Raw genomic sequence first — 17134 nt, forward strand, 5'->3', positions numbered from 1 at the left:
CTCGCCCCTGGGCTGCCGCGTGGTGGCCGCATGACCCGCGCCGCCCTGCTCTTCGACCTGGACGGCACGCTGGTCGATACCGACCACCTGCACCACGGCGCCTTCTCGACGATCCTCGGCGAGCGCGGCCGCAGCCTCAGCGTCGAGGAATACCGCACCCACATCATGGGCCATCCGAACGACGCCATCCTCGCCCGCTATTTCCCCGGCGAGGACATGGCGGTGCTCGACCGCAAGGAGGCGATGTTCCGCGACAGCCTCGCGGCCAGCGTCGACCCGATCCCGGGCATCCACGCGCTGCTCGACTGGGCGGAGGCGCAGGATGCGGGCGTCGCCGTCGTCACCAACGCGCCGCGCGACAACGCCGCCGCGATGCTGGCCGCGACCAGCCTCGCGCACCGCTTGCCGACCGTCATCCTCGGCGACGAATGCACCCGCGCGAAGCCCTATCCCGACCCCTACCAGGAGGCGATGCGCCGCCTCGGCGTCACGCCCTCGCGCTCGGTCGCGTTCGAGGACTCCCGCTCGGGACTGCGCGCCGCCCGTGCCTCCGGGGCGCACGTCTTCGGCATCACGACCGGCCTTACCCGCGCCGAGCTGATCGAGGCCGGTGCCGACGAGTCGATCCCCGACTTCACCGCCGCGGCCCTCTGGGCCTATCTGGAGACGCTCACCGCATGAGCCGCCCGACATGAGCCGTACCGTCGTCGAATCCCGGACCCGGACCGTCGTCATCGGCTTCGACCAGCCGTTCTGCGTGATCGGCGAGCGGATCAACCCCACGGGGCGCAAGAAGCTCGCCGCCGAGTTCGAGGTCGGCGATTTCTCCACCGTCGAGAAGGACGCCCTCGAGCAGGTCGCCTGCGGCGCCACGATGCTCGACGTGAACTCGGGCGCGGTCTTCACCAACAAGATGGCCGAGGATCCGCGCTACGCCGACAACAACTTCGTCGAGCCGGCGCTGATGCCCGAGCTGCGTCACCCGGATCCAGGCGCTCGTCGACGTGCCGCTCTGCATCGACTCGAGCGTCCCCGGCGCGCTCGAGGCCGGGCTCGAGGCGGCGCACGGGCGCCCGCTCCTGAACTCCGTCACCGGCGAGAAGGAGCGTCTGGAGCGCGTCCTGCCGCTGGTGAAGAAGTACAACGTTCCGGTCGTCGCGATCTCGAACGACGACACCGGCATCTCCGAGGACCCCGACGTGCGCTTCGCCGTCGCGCGGAAGATCGTCGAACGCGCGGCCGACTTCGGCATCCCGGCCTGCGACATCGTCGTCGATCCGCTGGTCATGCCGGTCGGCGCCATGGCGACCGCCGGCCTGCAGGTCTTTGCCCTCGTCCGCCGGCTCCGCGAAGAACTCGGCGTCAACACCACCTGTGGCGCCTCGAACATCTCGTTCGGCCTGCCGAACCGCCATGGCATCAACGCCGCCTTCCTGCCGATGGCGATCGCCTCGGGCATGACCTCCGCGATCATGAACCCGGTGCGCCCGCAGGAGATGGAGGCGATCCGCGCCGCCAACCTGCTCATCAACGCCGACCCGTGGGGATCGGCCTGGATCGCGGCCAACAAGCCGCCGGTCGGCGAGGGCGAGGTCGAGGCCGGCGCCCGCGGTCGCCGCGACACCCGGCGGCGCCGGGGATGAGCGGACCCGTGCCCTGGCGCGAGACCGGCGGCGGCGTCGAGGTGGCCGTCCGCCTGACCCCGCGCGGCGGCGCGGCCCGGGTCGAGGGCGTCGCCGACTGGGACGGCCAGCCGGTGCTGAAGGTGCGCGTCGCCGCCCCGCCGGTCGAAGGCGCCGCAAACGACGCGCTCATCGCCTTTCTCGCCAAGGCCCTCGCCGTTCCCCGCTCCGCCGTGACGCTCGTCGCGGGCGACCGCGCCCGGGTGAAACGCCTGCGCATCGCCGGCGAAGGGCTGGCCGACCGGCTCGCCGGGCTCGCGGGATGACCGCGCTTGACCGCTCCGCAACCGATGCGACCACCAATGCGCCGCATGGTCCGCAACGGACGCGTCAAGCTCTTCGCCAATTTCCTCAGCGCCCTCGGCGTCGGCCTCATTGCCGTCGGCGTGCTGCGCCCGGCGTTCGAGACCGGCGGCGACCCCCGCTGGATTCTCGTCTGGCCGCTGGCTGGACTGGCTTTGCACGGGCTTGCGCTCTATACTCTTGGCTTCATGAGGTAAGCCATGAACATGACGCTCTTCAATATCCTCGTCCCCCTCGCTGCGCTGGCGGTGGCGGGCGTGGGTATCCTGATTTTCCACCTTACCGACCCGGACCGGAAGAACTCTCGCAAGAGCTGAGCGCCGCCCGCCTCCCCGCCCGCCTCCCCGGGTCGCCATGACCGACCCGCTTGTCATCTTCACGCCCTCCGGCCAGCGCGGCCGCGTTGCGCCGGGCACAACCGTGCTCGCGGCCGCCCGTCAGCTCGGCGTCGACCTCGACAGCGTCTGCGGCGGCCGCGGCATCTGCTCCAAGTGCCAGGTCGCCCCGGCCTTCGGCGCCTTCCCGAAGCACGGCGTGACCACCACCGAGGCCGGCCTCTCGCCGCGGAATGCCGTCGAGGACCGCTACGACCGCGTCCGCGGCCTCGCCCCCGGCCGCCGCCTCGGCTGCCAGACGCAGATCCTCGGCCCCGCCGTCATCGACGTGCCGCCCGGGTCCCAGGTCCACCGCCAGGTGATCCGCAAGCGCGCCGAGGCGCGCGCCATCACCCTCGATCCCGCCACCCGCCTATACTACGTCGAGGTCGCCGAGCCCGACATGCAGGATCCCTCCGGCGATCTGCAGCGGCTGCAGCGCGCGCTCGCCGCGCAGTGGGGCATCGCCAGCGCCACCGCCGATCTCGACACCGTGCAGCGGCTGCAGCCGGCGTTGCGCGCGGGCGGCTGGCGCGTCACCGTCGCCGTCCACCGCGACGACGCCGAGGCGCGGATCCTGCACGTCTGGCCCGGCTACCACGACGCCCGGATCTGCGGCCTCGCGATCGACGTCGGCTCGACCACCATCGCCGGGCACCTCTGCGACCTCGCGACCGGCGAGGTGCTTGCCTCCGTCGGCCTGATGAACCCGCAGATCCGCTTCGGCGAAGACCTGATGTCGCGGGTCAGCTACGCGATGATGAACCCCGACGGCGCCGCCGCGATGACCGCCGCCGTGCGCGAGGCGCTCGATACCCTCGCCGGACAGGCCGCCGCCGAGGCCGGCGTCGACCGCGGCCAGATCCTCGAGGCGGTGATCGTCGGCAACCCGGTGATGCACCACCTCGTCCTCGGCATTGATCCGGTCGAACTCGGCCAGGCGCCCTTCGCGCTCGCCACCGCCGACGCGCTGCACCTCGGGGCCGGGGAGATCGGCCTCCGCCTCCATCCCGGCGCGCGGCTCTATGTCCTGCCCTGCATCGCCGGGCACGTCGGCGCCGATGCCGCCGCCGTGGCGCTGTCCGAGAGCCCGCAGCTCTCCGACGCCCTCACCCTCGTCGTCGACGTCGGGACCAATGCCGAGATCCTGCTCGGCAACCGCACCCGCGTCCTTGCCTGCTCCTCGCCGACCGGCCCCGCCTTCGAGGGGGCGCAGATCGCCTCCGGCCAACGCGCCGCCCCCGGCGCCATCGAGCGTGTCGAGATCGACCCGGTGAGCAAGGCGCCGCGCTTCCGCGTCATCGGCACCGAGCCGTGGTCCGACGATCCGGCGTTCCCGGCCGACACGCCCGTCACCGGCATCTGCGGCTCCGGCATCATCGAGGCGATCGCCGAGATGCGGCTCGCCGGCCTCGTCGACACCTCCGGCCTCATCGGCTCGGCCGAGGCGACCGGCTCGGACCGCATGGTGGCGCAGGGCCGCACCCATGCCTATCGCCTGCACGGCGACATCCTCGTCACGCAAGGCGACGTCCGCGCCATCCAGCTCGCCAAATCCGCGCTCTACGCCGGCGCCCGCCTGCTGATGGACACCTTCGGCACCGACACGGTGGACCGCATCGTGCTCGCCGGCGCGTTCGGCGCCCACATCTCGCCGCGCCACGCGATGATCCTCGGCATGATCCCCGACTGCGACCTCGCCCGCGTCAGCTCCGCCGGCAACGCCGCCGGCACCGGCGCGCGCATCGCGCTGCTCAACGTCGCCGCCCGCCGCGAGGTCGAGGCGCTGGTCCGCTCGATCCACAAGGTCGAGACGGCGATCGAGCCGCGCTTTCAGGAGCATTTCGTCGCGGCGAACGCCATCCCGCACGCCACCGCCGCCTTCCCCCACCTGCCGCCGCTGCCCGACGTTACGTTCAACGCCGGCACCGAGGGCTGCCGCCGCAGGCGCTGAAAGTCGCCGCAGGCGCTGAAATATTCCGAGGGCGCTGAGAGAAGCCGCAGGCGCCGGGGCTCAGGAAAACGTCCCGCTCGACCGCGCGAGGATCATGAACGCCCGCCCCGAGCGCGTGCCGGCGAGCGCCACCAGCGCGTCGTCGTCCGCGTCGCGGGCATATTCCGCCAGCACCCGCTCGAAGCGGCGCAGGAAGAACATCGCCGTGTCGCGGAACACCGCGTCTTCGTGCAGCAGCCGCCCGGCCACCGCCAGCGCCTGCGGGTCGGTAATGCCGCCGATCGCCCCGGCCTTGGCGCCGCGCAGGCCGCCCATGAACCGCCGCCACGCGCTCGGCTCCACCTCGGCGAGCGGCAGCTCGTCGACGAAGATCCCTTCCTGCGACAGCAGGTTCAGCACGTCTTCCGCCGCCTGCAGGGTCTGTCCGAGCTTCGGTTGCTTCTGGGCCGCCTTGAGCGCGCGAAAGCCCTCGCGGTCGCCGGCATCCCGGGGGAAATCGAGCGCCCGGATCAGCTGGTCCCAGCCGAGCGCCGGCGCGGGCGGCTCGTCAGCGGCGGCCGCAGCGGCAGGGATGTCCGGGGCAGGGGCCGGCGTTGCTGCCGTCGAGCGAGCCTCGGGTGCAGCCACCGGCGTCGGCTGCGTTCCCCACGCCTCCATCTTCGCCTCGAGCCGCGCCTGCGCCGCCGCAAGGTCGGCGAGCGGCCGCGACACGTCGACCGGGCGCATGCCGGCGACCGCCTCGCCGACCGCCGCGCCCACGACCCGGGCGATCTCCTCGGGCGAGGCGTGCTGCGCCAGACCGGCGCGGGTCTCGTCCATCGCGGCGATGAGCGGTGCGGCCACCTCCGCCAGCGCGGCAACCACCTCGCGCTGCCGCGCCAGCTCCTCCGCGAGCCACGCCGCCAGCCAGATCAGCCCGAGCGGCAGCGCGAGCGCGACGAGGAAGAACAGCGCATCGAGCACCACGGTGCCGCGGCTCTCGGTCGCGGCCGCCACCGACAGGAAGCCGATGCCGTAGGCGAGCACGATGACCACCCAGGCGAGGCTCGCGGCCACCGCCCAGCGGCCCGGCCCGCGCAGCCCTGTCAGCCGGCCGAAGATCCCCGCGCGCGCCATGCGCTCAGACGAAGCTCACGGTGCGGATCTCGTAGGAGCGCACCCCGCCGGGCGTGCGCACCTCGACGCTCTCGCCCTCCTCCTTGCCGATCAGTGCGCGGGCGAGCGGCGACTTGAGGTTCAGCAGGCCGTCCTCGATCGAGGCTTCCTGCTCGCCGACGATCTGGAAGGTCTTTTCTTCGTCGGTGTCCTCGTCGACCAGCACAACCGTGGCGCCGAACTTGATCGCGCCGGACAGCCGGCTCGGGTCGATCACCTCGGAGCGCCCGACGATGCCCTCGAGCTCCTTGATCCGGCCCTCGATGAAGCTCTGCTTCTCGCGGGCGGAGTGGTATTCGGCATTCTCGCTCAGGTCGCCGTGCTCGCGCGCCTCGGCGATGGCGGCGATGATCGCCGGCCGCTCCACCGACTTCAGCTTCTTCAGCTCGGCGTCGAGCTTGGTGAAGCCCCGCGCCGTCAGGGGAATCTTTTCCATTCCGTCCCTCCGTCGCGGCCGATTTCCCGGCCGCCAGATAGCAAGAGAACAGGCCGGTGCCGGCGCACGGGCCTGTTCGGGCGGCCGCCCCCGGGGCCGCGGTGCGACACCATAGGGGCCGCCCCGGACGACCGCAAGCCGGCGATCCGTCCTCCGTCCACCGCCTCGCCCGCGGCGGTGGACGGCAACGGACGACGGCAGCGGGATGGCGGCGCCAGGTCGACGGAGCGCGACCTGCGTGCTTGCAATCCGATCGGGACGGCGCGGGGGGCGGGCGCCGCTCGTGCTGCTCCTCACCCCCGATCCGGGGGGTACGGTCGGCGTCGAGACGCGCTGGCGGCTGGCCGCGGCGCCGGGCCGGGCGATCGACGGCACCCCGCGCTGGCAGCTGCGCCGGCTCCGCGCCCGCATGGCGCCGGAAGCCACCTGGGCGATGGCGCTCGACGCCACCGGCGACCCGATCGTCGCCCCCCTGGCGCGGGTTGTCGGTGCCTGACCGGGGAATGACCCCCCGGAACTGACGGCAAAGACTTATTCTCCTTCAGTAGCTTAGGTGACATTTCGCGCGTGACGTTCCCTGAGGTGGCGGATTTCACGCCCCTTGTGCCCTCGCCCGCGGCATGGGACACGGCCCCCATGCTGCCCGATCTCGCCACGCTCCTCGCCTTCGTCGCCGCCGTGCTGGTGATCGCCATCACCCCCGGCCCGGACATGGCGTTCTTCCTCGGCCGCGCCATCTCACAGGGCCGCGCCGCCGGCCTCGCGGCGGTCGCCGGCGCCACCACCGGCATCCTCGTCCACACCACGCTTGTCGCCCTCGGCCTCTCGGCCCTCATCACGGCCGCGCCGACCGCCTATCTCGCCCTCAAGATCGCCGGTGCGCTCTATCTCGCCTGGCTCGCGGTCCAGGCGATCCGCCACGGCTCGACCCTGACGATCGCCCGGCCGACCGAGGCGAGCCTTGCCGCGACCTGGGCCTCCGGTCTCGCGATCAACCTGCTGAATCCGAAGATCGTGCTGTTCTTCCTCACCTTCCTGCCGCAGTTCGTCAGCCCCGACGACCCGGCGCCGGCCCGCAGCCTGCTGACCCTCGGCCTCGTCTTCATCGTGGCGGCCAGCCTCGTCACCGTGCCCATGGTGCTCGCCGCCGACCGCTTTGCCGCGGCGCTGCGCGCCAATCCCGGCGTCGCCCGGGCGATCGACTGGGTGCTCGCCAGCGTCTTTCTCGCCTTCGCCGCCACCATGCTGCTCGGCCGGCGCTGACTTGCCCCGGCCGCCGGCCGCCGATAGCGTCCGGTCCCCGACCCCCCGGCGAAAGGCCCCGCGATGACCCGCCCCCGCATCCACGTCACCCGCCGGCTGCCCGAGGCGGTCGAGGCGCGCCTTGCCGAGCGGTTCGAGGTCGCTCTCAACCCCGGCGACACGCCGCCGACCCGCGCCGGGCTCGAGGCGGCGATGCGCACCGCCGACGGCCTGCTGCCCTGCGTGGCCGACCGGATCGACGCGGACCTGCTCGCTCTCCCCGATCGCCGGGTGCGGATCGTCGCCAACTTCGGCGTCGGGGTGAACAACATCGACCTCGCCGCCGCCGAGGCCGCCGGGGTGGTGGTGACGAACACCCCCGACGTGCTGACCGACGCCACCGCCGACCTCGCGATGGCGCTGATCCTCGCCGCCACGCGGCGGATGTCGGAGACCGAGGCGGCGCTTCGGCGCGGCGACTGGCGCGGCTTCGCCCCGACCGGCTGGCTCGGCATGGGGCTGCAGGGCAAGACCCTCGGCATCCTCGGGATGGGCCGGATCGGCCAGGCCACCGCCCGGCGCGCCGCGCTCGGCTTCGGCATGCGGATCGCCTACTTCAACCGCTCCGCCACCGGCCCCTTCGACTTTCCCGCCGAGCCCTGCGACAGCATCGAGGCGCTGCTCGCGGCAGCGGACGTCGTTTCGCTGCATCTGCCCGGGGGCGGTCCCCGGCCGCTGACCGCCGAGCGGATCGCCGGGATGAAGCGGGGGGCGTACCTCGTCAATACCGCCCGCGGCGATGTCGTCGACGAGGCGGCGCTGGCCGAGGCGCTCGCCTCCGGGCGGCTCGCCGGCGCCGGCCTCGACGTCTTCGCCGAGGAGCCGAAGGTGCCGCCCGCTCTCCTTGCCCTGCCGAACGTCACGCTGCTGCCGCACATCGGCTCGGCCACGCTGGAGACCCGGACGGCCATGGGGATGCTGGCCGTCGACAACCTCGTTGCCCACTTCGACGGCGCGCCGCTGCCTTCCCGCGTCGGCCGCTGAGACCTCAAGGAGCCCGCCCATGCCCCACGCCGCCCAGAGCCCGCGCCTCGCCAGCATCCTCGGCGCCATCGACGCGGCCAACGCCGCCGACCCGAACCACGAGCCCGACGGCCGGCCGGTGGAGCTGGTCTATGGCGAGCGCATGTCGGCCGAGCTGGCCCGTCTGATGCCCGACGCTTCGGAGGAGCTGCGGATCGCGGCGCGCGGCCAGCATGTCGAGCGCTGGAAGCTGCCGCGCGAGGCCTATCCGGACGGCCGGGCCGGCTATCTCGCGTGGCGGTCGGAGCAGGCCCGCCGCCATGCCGCCCGGGTCGACGGCCTGATGGCCGACGCGGGCTATCCCGAGGCCGAGCGTGCCCGCGTGGCGGCGCTGCTCCGCAAGGAGGGGATCAAGCGCAACCCGGAGACGCAGGCGCTGGAGGATGTCATCTGCTTCGTCTTCCTGCGCTGGTATTTCGCCGACTTCGCCGCGAAGCACCCGGAGGAGGAGATCCTGCGCATCGTGGCCAAGACCGCGCGCAAGATGTCCCCCGAGGCGCGGACCCGGGCGCTCGCCGAATTCGACCTGCCCCCGGCTCTGGCGGCGGCTCTCGGGGAGTAGGGGACTCAGGTTCCGACGTCTCTGGAAACGCTCTGAATTCGAAGGGATACGTTTCCCGGCCGCTTCCCGGCCTGACGCACCCGTCCTGAGGGTGCGTCAGGCGATGGGTCTACCGCTGGTCCGGGGGCGTGGCGATGACCACGGCGTTTTCCGGGGTCGCGGGGCTCCAGACCGCGCCGTCGGCGTCGACGCTGAAGTCCGCCGGGCCGGTGATCGCAACGCCGGGGTCGAAGGGCGCGCCGGGCCCGGAGCCGTCGGGCGCGTGGCGCAGGAAGCGGCCGGGCGTCGGCGGGGCGAGGGCGATCCAGTCGGAGACGACGACGGCGCCGTCCGGCAGCCGCGCGATCCCGTCGAAGATGCCGTGCGGGCTCGCCTGCACCCGCTCGGTGCTGCCATCGAGCCCGACCCGGAAGATGTCGCCACCCCCGAAGTCGGCACCAAGGCCGACCACGAGCGCGCTGCGGGTGCGGGGATCGTAGAGGATGCCGTTCGCGCCGGGCACGGCCCCGGTCAGGCGGGTGAAGCTGCCGGTGGCGAGGTCGAGGCTCCAGACGCTGCCGCCGAGGGTGTCGCTGACGAGAAGGTGGCCGTCGTCGACGGCGGCGAGATCGTTCGCCAGCGTCGGGCCGGTGGTGGGCAGGCGCGCCTCGAATACCCGGCCGCCGGTCGACGCGTCGAAGCCGACCACCCGGTCGATGTCGGCGACGTAGAGCCGGCCGCCGGCCATCGCCATGCCTTTTGGCGCGTCGAGCGTGCTGCCGTCGCGCGGGAAGGCGCGGGCCGCGACGACATGGCCGTCGGGCGCGAGTTCGCTGATGAAGCCGTCGCCGTCCCGGGCGGTGGGATCGAGCGCGACGCCGATGTTCGAGACGAAGCGGCGCTCGCCGGCGATCAGCACGCTTTCCGGCGCCTCGAATCCGGGGATCGTGCGGGGCGCCGGGCTGCCGGCGGCGGCGGGCAGCGAAACCGTCGCGAGGAGGAGGCTCGCGAGAACGGTGGGGGCGAGGAAAGTGGCGCGCATGGCAGGCTCCTGTGGCCGGGATCGGACACGAGGCTTCGCATCCGGCGGGCCAGCGCGCGGACCCGTCCCGGCCGGATTTGACCCCGTTCCGGTCAGGATCGGGCTTTGGCCGGAACGGCGGGCGCGCTACGGTTCGGCGCATGATGCAAGCCGCTGCACGACGCCCCGCCCCGGATCATCCCTCCTCCCGGCTCCTCGCCGAACTCTCGCGGTTTCGCGCGCCGGCCGGGTCGGGGACGATTCCGCATGGTCGGTCGATGTTCTCCTACTGCGCGCTGGTGCGGGAGCGGCTGGCCGCGGTCGAGCTGTCGCACCCGGTGCTCGGCATCGTGCTGTCGGGGCGCAAGGAGGTCTGGCGCGGGTCGCTGGTCGACGTGCTGCTGCCCGGCACGCTGTTCGTGCTGCCGCGCGGGGTCGGGCTCGACATTCTCAACATCCCCGGCGACCGCAGCGGCAGCTATCAGTCGCTGGTGCTGGAGATCCGCGGCGCAGATCTGCCGGATCTCGCGCATCGGCCGGCGGACGCCGGGCGCGCGGCGGGCTGCGCCGTGCCGCTCGACGACGGGCTGGTCGAGGCGGTGCTGCGGGCGGCGGCGGAGATCGCCGAAGGGCCGGCGCGCGGGACGGTGCGGGCGTCGCGGCTGACCGAGCTGCTGGCGCTGCTCCACGACGTGCCCGAGGCGCGGCCGCTGTTCGAGCGCAGCGTGGCCGAGCGGGTGGCGGCGCTGGTGCGCAGCGATCCGGCGCGGGACTGGACGGCGGCTGTGGTGGCCGTCCGGCTGGCCGTATCGGAGTCGACGCTGCGCCGGCGGCTGGTGCAGGACGGCACGTCATTTTCCCGCCTGCTTCGGCACGAACGGATGCAGGCGGCGCGGCGGCATATCGCGGCCGGCGCCGGGTCGCAGGCTGCGGCGCTGGCCGTCGGCTATGCCTCCCGGGCGCATTTCGCCCGGGCGTATCGCGCCGCCTTTGGCGCGAACCCGGGCGCGGACGTCAGCGCGTCGTCTCGGTGAGGCGCTGGCGGACGTAGCCGTCGACCGTGCCGATCATCTCGTCCATGCCAGGGTCGAAGAAGTGGCCGGCGCCCTCGATCACCTTGTGGGTGATGGTGATGCCCTTCTGCTGCTTCAGCTTGTCGGCGAGGCCGGCGACGTCGGCGGGCGGCACCACCCGGTCGGCCGCACCGTTGATGATGAGGCCGGAGGACGGGCAGGGGGCGAGGAAGGAAAAGTCGTACTGGTTTGCCGGCGGGGCGACCGAAATGAAGCCGGAGATCTCCGGCCGGCGCATCAGGAGCTGCATGCCGATCCACGCCCCGAACGAGAAGCCGGCCACCCAGCAGTTTTTGGCGTTGGCGTTCAGCGACTGCAGGTAGTCGAGCGCCGAGGCGGCGTCGGAGAGCTCGCCGATGCCCTGGTCGTACTCCCCCTGGCTGCGCCCGACGCCGCGGAAGTTGAACCGCAGGCAGGTGAAGCCGATCTTGTGGAAGGCGTAGTGCAGATTATAGACGACCTTGTTGTTCATCGTCCCCCCATACAGCGGATGGGGGTGCAGGATGATCGCGATGGGCGCATCGCGGTTCTTCTGGGGATGATAGCGCCCCTCCAGCCGCCCGTCGGGGCCGGGGAAAATCACCTCGGGCATGGGGAGCGACCTCCTGACACACAAGCCACGCGAACTTGACGGAATCGGTTGGCCATTCTAGAAAGATTCTAACTTACGAGTGGCGGCAATCCCGGAGCGTCCCGCAGTTAAGGGCTCCCCGGCCTTGCGTCAACTGCGACCGGCCGGAGTTCGCGAGGACACGCGATGAAACTGAGCACCAAAGGGCGCTATGCGATGATTGCGCTCACCGATCTTGCGACGCAAGGGCCGGCGCGGCTGGTGTCGCTGTCGGAGATCGCCGAGCGGCAGGACATCAGCCTCGCCTATCTCGAGCAGCTGTTCGTCAAGCTGCGCCGGGCGGAGATCGTCGAGTCGGTGCGCGGCCCGGGCGGCGGCTATCGGCTGGCGCGGCCGGTGAACGAGATCCGGGTGTCGGAAATCCTCGCCGCCGTCGACGAGACGATGGACGCGCTCGCCCGCGGCGCCGGCGCGAGCGGGGCGACGGGCGGCACCCGGGAGCAGCTCCTGGCGGACAAGCTGTGGGAGCAGCTGTCGGCGAACGTCTACGTGATGCTGCACCAGACGCGGCTGGGCGACGTGGTGAAGAACCAGCTCGCGCCCTGCCCGGCGGTGCCGAGCTTCGTCGACGTGGTGGACGAGGGCGCGCCGGTGGCCGCCGCTGCGGCGCCGGTGTCGTGAGCGGGCGGCTCTATCTCGACTGGAACGCCACGGCCCCGCTGCGGGCCGAGGCGCGGGCGGCGATGGTCGCGGCGATGGAGCTGCTCGGCAACCCGTCGTCGGTGCATGCCGAGGGGCGCGCGGCGCGGGCGGCGATCGAGCGGGCGCGGGCGCAGGTCGCCGAGGCGACCGGCTGCCTCGCGGGGGAGGTGGTGTTCACCTCCGGCGCGACGGAGAGCGCGGCGCTGGCGCTGGCCGGGCGCGGCCTCGTCGGCGCGGCGGTGGAGCATCCGTGCGTCGCGGCGTGGGTCGAGCCGGGGCTGCCGGTCGATGGCGACGGGCGGGTGACGGTCGCGGATCCGGCCGGCTCGGTGCTGCAGGCGGCGAACGGCGAGACCGGGGTGGTGCAGGCGCTGCCGCGCGGGCTCGCCTGCATCGACGCGAGCCAGGCGGTCGGCAAGGTGGCGTTCGGCTTCGACTGGACCGGCGCACGGTCGGCGCTCGTCACGTCGGCGAAGTTCGGCGGGCCGAAGGGCACCGGCGCGCTGCTGCTCGCGCCGGGCGAGGCGCCGGAGGCGCGGCTCAAGGGCGGCGGGCAGGAGCGCGGGCGGCGCGGCGGCACCGAGAACATCCTCGGCATCGTCGGGATGGGCGCGGCGGCCGAGGCGGCGGCGGCGGATTCTGGCGTCCGGTCGGGCCGAGGCGCTGGCCGAGCTGCGGGATTTGCTGGAAGGGGCACTGGCATCGGTGGCGCCGGAGCTTATCTTCTTCGGACGCGGCGCGCCGCGGCTGGCCAACACGTCGAGCTTTGCGATACCGGGGTGGACGGGCGAGACACAGGTCATGCAGATGGACCTCGCCGGCTTCGCCGTCAGCGCGGGGTCGGCGTGCTCGAGCGGCAAGGTCCGCCCGAGCGGGGTCCTGACCGCGATGGGATACAGGCCCGAGGTCGCGACCAGCGCGATCCGGGTGTCGATCGGTCCGGGAACGACGCGGGAGGGACTCCTCGCGTTCGCGGGCGCATGGGAACGTCATTATCGCCGCTTCCGGGCGCGGGCTGCCTGACGGGCGCGCCCACGGGGGTGAGAGAAGGAAGGACCGGAAGGCCATGGCTGCTTTCGACGAGATCACCGCGCGCGAGGGCGTGGACCAGGAAACGGTGGACGCCGTTCGTTCGGTGGGCGAGCGGTACAAGTACGGCTTTTCCAGCGACATCGAGACGGAATATGCGCCGAAGGGCCTGAACGAGGACATCGTCCGGCTGATCTCGGAGAAGAACGGCGAGCCGGAGTGGATGACCGACTGGCGGCTGCGCGCCTACGAGCGGTGGCTGAAGATGGAGGAGCCGAGCTGGGCGATGCTGCGGTATCCCGAGATCGACTTCCAGGACCAGTATTACTATGCCCGGCCGAAGAGCATGGCGGTGAAGCCGAAGTCTCTCGACGAGGTGGATCCCGCACTGCTGGCCACCTACGAAAAGCTCGGCATCCCGCTGAAGGAGCAGATGATCCTGGCCGGCGTCGAGGGGGCCGACGGTGCGCCGGCCGAGGGACGCAAGGTCGCGGTGGACGCGGTGTTCGAACTCCGTGTCGGTGGGCACGACGTTCAAGGCAGAGCTGGCGAAGGCCGGGGTGATCTTCTGTCCGATCTCCGAGGCGGTGCGGGAGCACCCGGAGCTGGTGAAGAAGTATCTCGGCTCGGTCGTGCCCTACAGCGACAACTTCTACGCCACGCTGAATTCGGCGGTGTTCTCGGACGGGTCGTTCGTCTACGTGCCGCCCGGCGTGCGCTGCCCGATGGAGCTGTCGACGTACTTCCGGATCAACGCCGAGAACACCGGGCAGTTCGAGCGGACGCTCATCATCGCCGACAAGGGGTCCTACGTCTCGTATCTCGAGGGCTGCACCGCGCCGAAGCGCGACACCAACCAGCTGCACGCGGCGGTGGTGGAAATCGTCGTGCTCGAGGACGCGGAGGTGAAGTACTCCACGGTGCAGAACTGGTTCCCCGGCGACGAGGAGGGCCGGGGCGGCGTCTACAACTTCGTCACCAAGCGCGCCGACTGCCGCGAGGCGCGGGCGAAGGTGATGTGGACGCAGGTCGAGACCGGCTCGGCGATCACCTGGAAGTATCCGTCGTGCATCCTGCGCGGCGACAATTCGTCGGGCGAATTCTACTCGATCGCCATCGCCAACAACCACCAGCAGGCCGACACCGGCACCAAGATGCACCATCTGGGCAAGAACACCCGGAGCCGGATCGTCTCGAAGGGGATCAGCGCCGGTCTGGCGCAGAACACCTATCGCGGGCTCGTCAGCGTGCATCCGAAAGCGACGGGCAGCCGCAACTATACCCAGTGCGACAGCCTGCTGATCGGCGACCAGTGCGGGGCGCACACCGTTCCGTACATCGAGTGCAAGAACAACTCGAGCCGGGTGGAGCACGAGGCAACCACCTCGAAGGTCGACGAGGACCAGCTGTTCTACTGCCGCCAGCGCGGCATCGGCGAGGAGGAGGCGGTGGCGCTGGTGGTCAACGGCTTCTGCCGCGAGGTGCTGCAGGCGCTGCCGATGGAGTTCGCCATCGAGGCGCAGAAGCTCGTCGCGATCAGCCTCGAGGGGAGCGTCGGGTGAACGGGATCGGGGACATGGGCGAGGTCGGCGGCGACGTCGGCCGCGGGCTCGGCACCGGCGCCGAGGAGATCGTGATCGGCACGCTCATCATGATGCCGTTCGTCGGCACGCTGGTGGTGCTGCTCGGCTGGATGCTGCCGCTGCCGAGCGTGCTGGCGATCCTGCTCTTCGTCGCGCTCGCGGTCCCGGCAGGGCTGTGGAACGCCGGGATGCGGGCGCGGCTGGCGGCGGCCTGAAGGCGGGGCCGGGACGCGAGACTGGGGATACGGGGGCATCGGGTCGGTCGGGATCGCCGCTGCGGCGCAGCGGCTCGATCGGATCGACGCGCGGATATCGGGAAGGACGGACATGCTGAAGATCGAGAACCTCCACGTGCGGCTGGAGGAAGAGGACAAGGTGATCCTCAAGGGCGTGAACCTCACGGTGCCGGCGGGGCAGGTCCACGCCATCATGGGGCCGAACGGGTCGGGAAAGTCGACGCTCTCCTACGTGCTGTCGGGCCGCGACGGCTATGAGGTGACGGAGGGGACGGCGAGCCTCGACGGCGCGGAGCTGCTCGGGATGGAGCCGGAGGAGCGGGCGGCGGCGGGGCTGTTCCTCGCGTTCCAGTATCCGGTCGAGATCCCGGGCGTCGGCAACCTGACGTTCCTGCGCACGGCCCTCAACGCCCAGCGCAAGGCACGGGGCGAAGCCGAGCTGAACGCCGCGGAGTTCCTGAAGGAAGTGCGCGTCAAGGCGAAGTCGCTCAACATCGACGCCGAGATGCTGAAGCGGCCCGTCAACGTCGGCTTTTCCGGCGGCGAGAAGAAGCGCAACGAGATCCTGCAGATGGCGGTGCTGGAGCCGCGGATGTGCATTCTCGACGAGACCGACTCCGGGCTCGACGTGGACGCGATGAAGCTGGTCGCCGACGGGGTGAACGCGCTGCGCAGCCCGGACCGGGCGTTCCTCGTCATCACCCACTACCAGCGGCTGCTCGATCACATCGTGCCGGACGTGGTTCACATCATGGCGGACGGGCGGATCGTGCAGTCGGGCGGGGCCGAGCTCGCGCTCGAGGTCGAGACGAACGGCTATGCCGACATCCTGCGGGCCGTGGCCGAGCGGGTGGCGTGATGGCGGCGCCGGTTCTGAAGCTCGACGCCGCGGGCGCGCTGCTCGCGGCATGGCCTGCGCCCGCGGGCGAGGCGGCCTGGGCGCGTGCCGCGCGGGGGCGGGCGGAAGCCTGGCTGCGCGAGCGCGGCGCGCCGGGCCGGCGGGACGAATACTGGAAGTACACCGACCCCACGTCGCTGACGGTCGAGCCGGCGCCGCAGGCAGCGCTGCTCGCCGTCGAGGACGTGCCGGTGTTCCAGAGCCGCGACACGCACCGGCTGGTGTTCGTCGACGGGGTGTATTCGCCGGAAGCCTCGACGCCGCTCGAGATCGCGGGCGTCGAGATCACGCCGCTGCGCACGGCGCTCGGGGCGGATATCCACTGGACCCGCGAGGTCTTCGGCCAGCTCGAGGCCGCCGGGCAGGTGCCGGTGGAGCGGCCGCTCGCGGCGCTCAACACTGCGCGCGCGGTGGAAGGCTTTGCCATCCGCGTGACGGGGCAGGCGTCGCGGCCGATCCACTTCGTCTATCGCCGCAAGGACGCGGGCGCCGAGGCGCTGGTCCACAACGTGATCCGGCTCGATGCCGGTGCCGACCTGACGCTGCTCGAAAGCGCGGCCGGGGCGGCGCGGCTCAACGCGGTGCTCGAGGTCGAGATCGGCGACGGCGCTGCGTTCCACCACGTCCGCACGCAGGGCCGCGATCACGAGCGGTGCGCGGTGACGGGCCTGTTCGCCCGACTCGGCACCGAGAGCCGGCTGAAGTCGTTCACCCTGACGGTGAACGGGCGGCTGACGCGCAACGAGGCCTTCGTCGAGATGCGCGGCGACAACGCCAGCGCGCATGTGGCGGGAGCCTGCGTCGGCGACGGCGATTTCCACCACGATGACACGGTCTTCATCACCCATGCCGCCGTCGGCTGCGAGAGCCGGCAGGTGTTCAAGAAGGTGCTGCGCCATGGCGCGGTCGGGGTCTTCCAGGGCAAGATCCTGGTGAAGCCGGGCGCGCAGCAGACCGACGGTTATCAGATCAGCCAGAGCCTGCTGCTCGACGAGACCAGCCAGTTTCTGGTGAAGCCCGAGCTGGAGATCTACGCCGACGACGTGAAGTGCAGCCATGGCTCCACCTCCGGCGCGGTGGACGAGACGTCGCTGTTCTACCTGACGTCGCGCGGTATCCCGCGCAAGACGGCGGAGGAGCTGCTGGTGCTCGCCTTCCTCGACGAGGCAATCGCCGAGGTGGAGGACGCGGGGCTGGCGGACGAGCTGCGCGAGCGGCTGGCCGCCTGGCTCGCCCGGCGGCGCTAGGGCG

17 protein-coding genes and 3 pseudogenes are annotated in these 17134 nt (G+C 71.9%); 16 read left to right on the forward strand and 4 right to left on the reverse strand.

All coding sequences use genetic code 11. The features are described from left to right. Positions 1-30 precede the first annotated feature (30 nt). From QM699_RS03900 to QM699_RS03920, 5 genes and pseudogenes are all read left to right on the forward strand, one after another. Entirely contained in the window at positions 31-681 is a 651-nt protein-coding gene (locus QM699_RS03900; protein ID WP_415009897.1) for an HAD family hydrolase, read from the forward strand. 10 nt (positions 682-691) lie between these two features. Then, a pseudogene (locus QM699_RS03905) lies at positions 692-1643 on the forward strand (methyltetrahydrofolate cobalamin methyltransferase). Beyond that, positions 1640-1948, forward strand: coding sequence for a DUF167 domain-containing protein (locus tag QM699_RS03910; protein ID WP_415009898.1), 309 nt, complete (start codon positions 1640-1642; stop codon positions 1946-1948). The pseudogene QM699_RS03905 and the gene QM699_RS03910 overlap by 4 nt, the downstream one beginning before the upstream one ends. A gap of 45 nt (positions 1949-1993) precedes the next feature. Further along, the gene (locus QM699_RS03915; RefSeq protein WP_415009899.1) at positions 1994-2182 is read left to right on the forward strand and encodes a hypothetical protein; all 189 of its coding nucleotides are present in this window, start codon (positions 1994-1996) and stop codon (positions 2180-2182) included. Between the two features lie 157 nt (positions 2183-2339). Next, on the forward strand, positions 2340-4313 hold the full coding sequence (locus QM699_RS03920; RefSeq protein WP_415009900.1) for an ASKHA domain-containing protein: 1974 nt from the start codon (positions 2340-2342) through the stop codon (positions 4311-4313). A 60-nt stretch (positions 4314-4373) separates the two neighbouring features. Here the strand turns inward: QM699_RS03920 and QM699_RS03925 are convergent, their stop codons facing one another. Next, positions 4374-5429, reverse strand: coding sequence for a hypothetical protein (locus tag QM699_RS03925; RefSeq protein WP_415009901.1), 1056 nt, complete (start codon positions 5427-5429; stop codon positions 4374-4376). 4 nt (positions 5430-5433) lie between these two features. Continuing rightward, positions 5434-5904 (reverse strand): transcription elongation factor GreA, encoded by a 471-nt coding sequence (greA, locus tag QM699_RS03930; RefSeq protein ID WP_415009902.1) that lies wholly within the window; start codon positions 5902-5904, stop codon positions 5434-5436. Positions 5905-6187: 283 nt separating this feature from the next. On the opposite strand from greA, the gene QM699_RS03935 reads away from it, so the two are divergent. The 4 genes from QM699_RS03935 (at position 6188) to QM699_RS03950 (ending at position 8791) form a co-directional block, all read left to right on the forward strand. After that, positions 6188-6400 (forward strand): hypothetical protein, encoded by a 213-nt coding sequence (locus QM699_RS03935; protein WP_415009903.1) that lies wholly within the window; start codon positions 6188-6190, stop codon positions 6398-6400. A gap of 140 nt (positions 6401-6540) precedes the next feature. Further along, on the forward strand, positions 6541-7167 hold the full coding sequence (locus tag QM699_RS03940; protein WP_415009904.1) for a LysE family translocator: 627 nt from the start codon (positions 6541-6543) through the stop codon (positions 7165-7167). A 63-nt stretch (positions 7168-7230) separates the two neighbouring features. Continuing rightward, positions 7231-8190, forward strand: coding sequence for a 2-hydroxyacid dehydrogenase (locus QM699_RS03945; RefSeq protein ID WP_415009905.1), 960 nt, complete (start codon positions 7231-7233; stop codon positions 8188-8190). Between the two features lie 19 nt (positions 8191-8209). Then, complete coding sequence (locus tag QM699_RS03950) at positions 8210-8791, forward strand: DUF4202 domain-containing protein (protein ID WP_415009906.1); 582 nt, start codon at positions 8210-8212, stop codon at positions 8789-8791. 109 nt (positions 8792-8900) lie between these two features. On the opposite strand, the gene QM699_RS03955 is transcribed toward QM699_RS03950, so the two are convergent. Continuing rightward, positions 8901-9812 carry an SMP-30/gluconolactonase/LRE family protein gene (locus QM699_RS03955; RefSeq protein WP_415009907.1) on the reverse strand — a complete coding sequence of 304 codons (912 nt, stop codon included), beginning with the start codon at positions 9810-9812 and terminating at the stop codon, positions 8901-8903. A 257-nt stretch (positions 9813-10069) separates the two neighbouring features. On the opposite strand from QM699_RS03955, the gene QM699_RS03960 reads away from it, so the two are divergent. Continuing rightward, positions 10070-10825 (forward strand): helix-turn-helix domain-containing protein, encoded by a 756-nt coding sequence (locus tag QM699_RS03960; protein WP_415009908.1) that lies wholly within the window; start codon positions 10070-10072, stop codon positions 10823-10825. Here the strand turns inward: QM699_RS03960 and QM699_RS03965 are convergent. Continuing rightward, complete coding sequence (locus tag QM699_RS03965; protein ID WP_415009909.1) at positions 10806-11456, reverse strand: alpha/beta hydrolase; 651 nt, start codon at positions 11454-11456, stop codon at positions 10806-10808. The genes QM699_RS03960 and QM699_RS03965 overlap by 20 nt on opposite strands. A 165-nt stretch (positions 11457-11621) precedes the next feature. Here QM699_RS03965 and QM699_RS03970 point away from each other — a divergent pair, with 165 nt between their 5' ends. The 6 genes and pseudogenes from QM699_RS03970 to QM699_RS03995 all read left to right on the forward strand — a co-directional run bounded on the left by QM699_RS03970 (position 11622) and on the right by QM699_RS03995 (position 17130). Next, the gene (locus QM699_RS03970; protein WP_415009910.1) at positions 11622-12116 is read left to right on the forward strand and encodes an Rrf2 family transcriptional regulator; all 495 of its coding nucleotides are present in this window, start codon (positions 11622-11624) and stop codon (positions 12114-12116) included. Further along, positions 12113-13160 (forward strand): annotated as a pseudogene (locus QM699_RS03975) (cysteine desulfurase family protein). Before QM699_RS03970 ends, QM699_RS03975 begins: the two are co-directional and overlap by 4 nt. A 43-nt stretch (positions 13161-13203) precedes the next feature. After that, positions 13204-14728, forward strand: a pseudogene (gene sufB, locus QM699_RS03980) (Fe-S cluster assembly protein SufB). Beyond that, positions 14725-14964 carry a hypothetical protein gene (locus QM699_RS03985; RefSeq protein ID WP_415009911.1) on the forward strand — a complete coding sequence of 80 codons (240 nt, stop codon included), beginning with the start codon at positions 14725-14727 and terminating at the stop codon, positions 14962-14964. The pseudogene sufB and the gene QM699_RS03985 overlap by 4 nt, the downstream one beginning before the upstream one ends. A gap of 112 nt (positions 14965-15076) precedes the next feature. Next, entirely contained in the window at positions 15077-15844 is a 768-nt protein-coding gene (gene sufC / locus QM699_RS03990) for a Fe-S cluster assembly ATPase SufC (RefSeq protein ID WP_415009912.1), read from the forward strand. Then, positions 15844-17130, forward strand: coding sequence for a SufB/SufD family protein (locus tag QM699_RS03995; RefSeq protein ID WP_415009913.1), 1287 nt, complete (start codon positions 15844-15846; stop codon positions 17128-17130). Before sufC ends, QM699_RS03995 begins: the two co-directional genes overlap by 1 nt. Positions 17131-17134: the final 4 nt, after the last annotated feature.

The organism is Amaricoccus sp. (assembly GCF_047602525.1).
GTDB lineage: Bacteria > Pseudomonadota > Alphaproteobacteria > Rhodobacterales > Rhodobacteraceae > Amaricoccus.

What these genes read in the sequence shown, in the direction of transcription:
- QM699_RS03955 (WP_415009907.1), bottom strand. Translation starts at nt 9,812, where the DNA reads ATGCGCGCCACTTTCCTCGCCCCCACCGTTCTCGCGAGCCTCCTCCTC.
- QM699_RS03965 (WP_415009909.1), bottom strand. Translation starts at nt 11,456, where the DNA reads ATGCCCGAGGTGATTTTCCCCGGCCCCGACGGGCGGCTGGAGGGGCGC.
- QM699_RS03920 (WP_415009900.1), top strand. Translation starts at nt 2,340, where the DNA reads ATGACCGACCCGCTTGTCATCTTCACGCCCTCCGGCCAGCGCGGCCGC.
- QM699_RS03960 (WP_415009908.1), top strand. Translation starts at nt 10,070, where the DNA reads ATGTTCTCCTACTGCGCGCTGGTGCGGGAGCGGCTGGCCGCGGTCGAG.
- QM699_RS03940 (WP_415009904.1), top strand. Translation starts at nt 6,541, where the DNA reads ATGCTGCCCGATCTCGCCACGCTCCTCGCCTTCGTCGCCGCCGTGCTG.
- QM699_RS03995 (WP_415009913.1), top strand. Translation starts at nt 15,844, where the DNA reads ATGGCGGCGCCGGTTCTGAAGCTCGACGCCGCGGGCGCGCTGCTCGCG.
- QM699_RS03915 (WP_415009899.1), top strand. Translation starts at nt 1,994, where the DNA reads ATGGTCCGCAACGGACGCGTCAAGCTCTTCGCCAATTTCCTCAGCGCC.
- QM699_RS03910 (WP_415009898.1), top strand. Translation starts at nt 1,640, where the DNA reads ATGAGCGGACCCGTGCCCTGGCGCGAGACCGGCGGCGGCGTCGAGGTG.
- sufC (WP_415009912.1), top strand. Translation starts at nt 15,077, where the DNA reads ATGCTGAAGATCGAGAACCTCCACGTGCGGCTGGAGGAAGAGGACAAG.
- QM699_RS03970 (WP_415009910.1), top strand. Translation starts at nt 11,622, where the DNA reads ATGAAACTGAGCACCAAAGGGCGCTATGCGATGATTGCGCTCACCGAT.
- QM699_RS03900 (WP_415009897.1), top strand. Translation starts at nt 31, where the DNA reads ATGACCCGCGCCGCCCTGCTCTTCGACCTGGACGGCACGCTGGTCGAT.
- QM699_RS03925 (WP_415009901.1), bottom strand. Translation starts at nt 5,429, where the DNA reads ATGGCGCGCGCGGGGATCTTCGGCCGGCTGACAGGGCTGCGCGGGCCG.
- greA (WP_415009902.1), bottom strand. Translation starts at nt 5,904, where the DNA reads ATGGAAAAGATTCCCCTGACGGCGCGGGGCTTCACCAAGCTCGACGCC.
- QM699_RS03950 (WP_415009906.1), top strand. Translation starts at nt 8,210, where the DNA reads ATGCCCCACGCCGCCCAGAGCCCGCGCCTCGCCAGCATCCTCGGCGCC.
- QM699_RS03945 (WP_415009905.1), top strand. Translation starts at nt 7,231, where the DNA reads ATGACCCGCCCCCGCATCCACGTCACCCGCCGGCTGCCCGAGGCGGTC.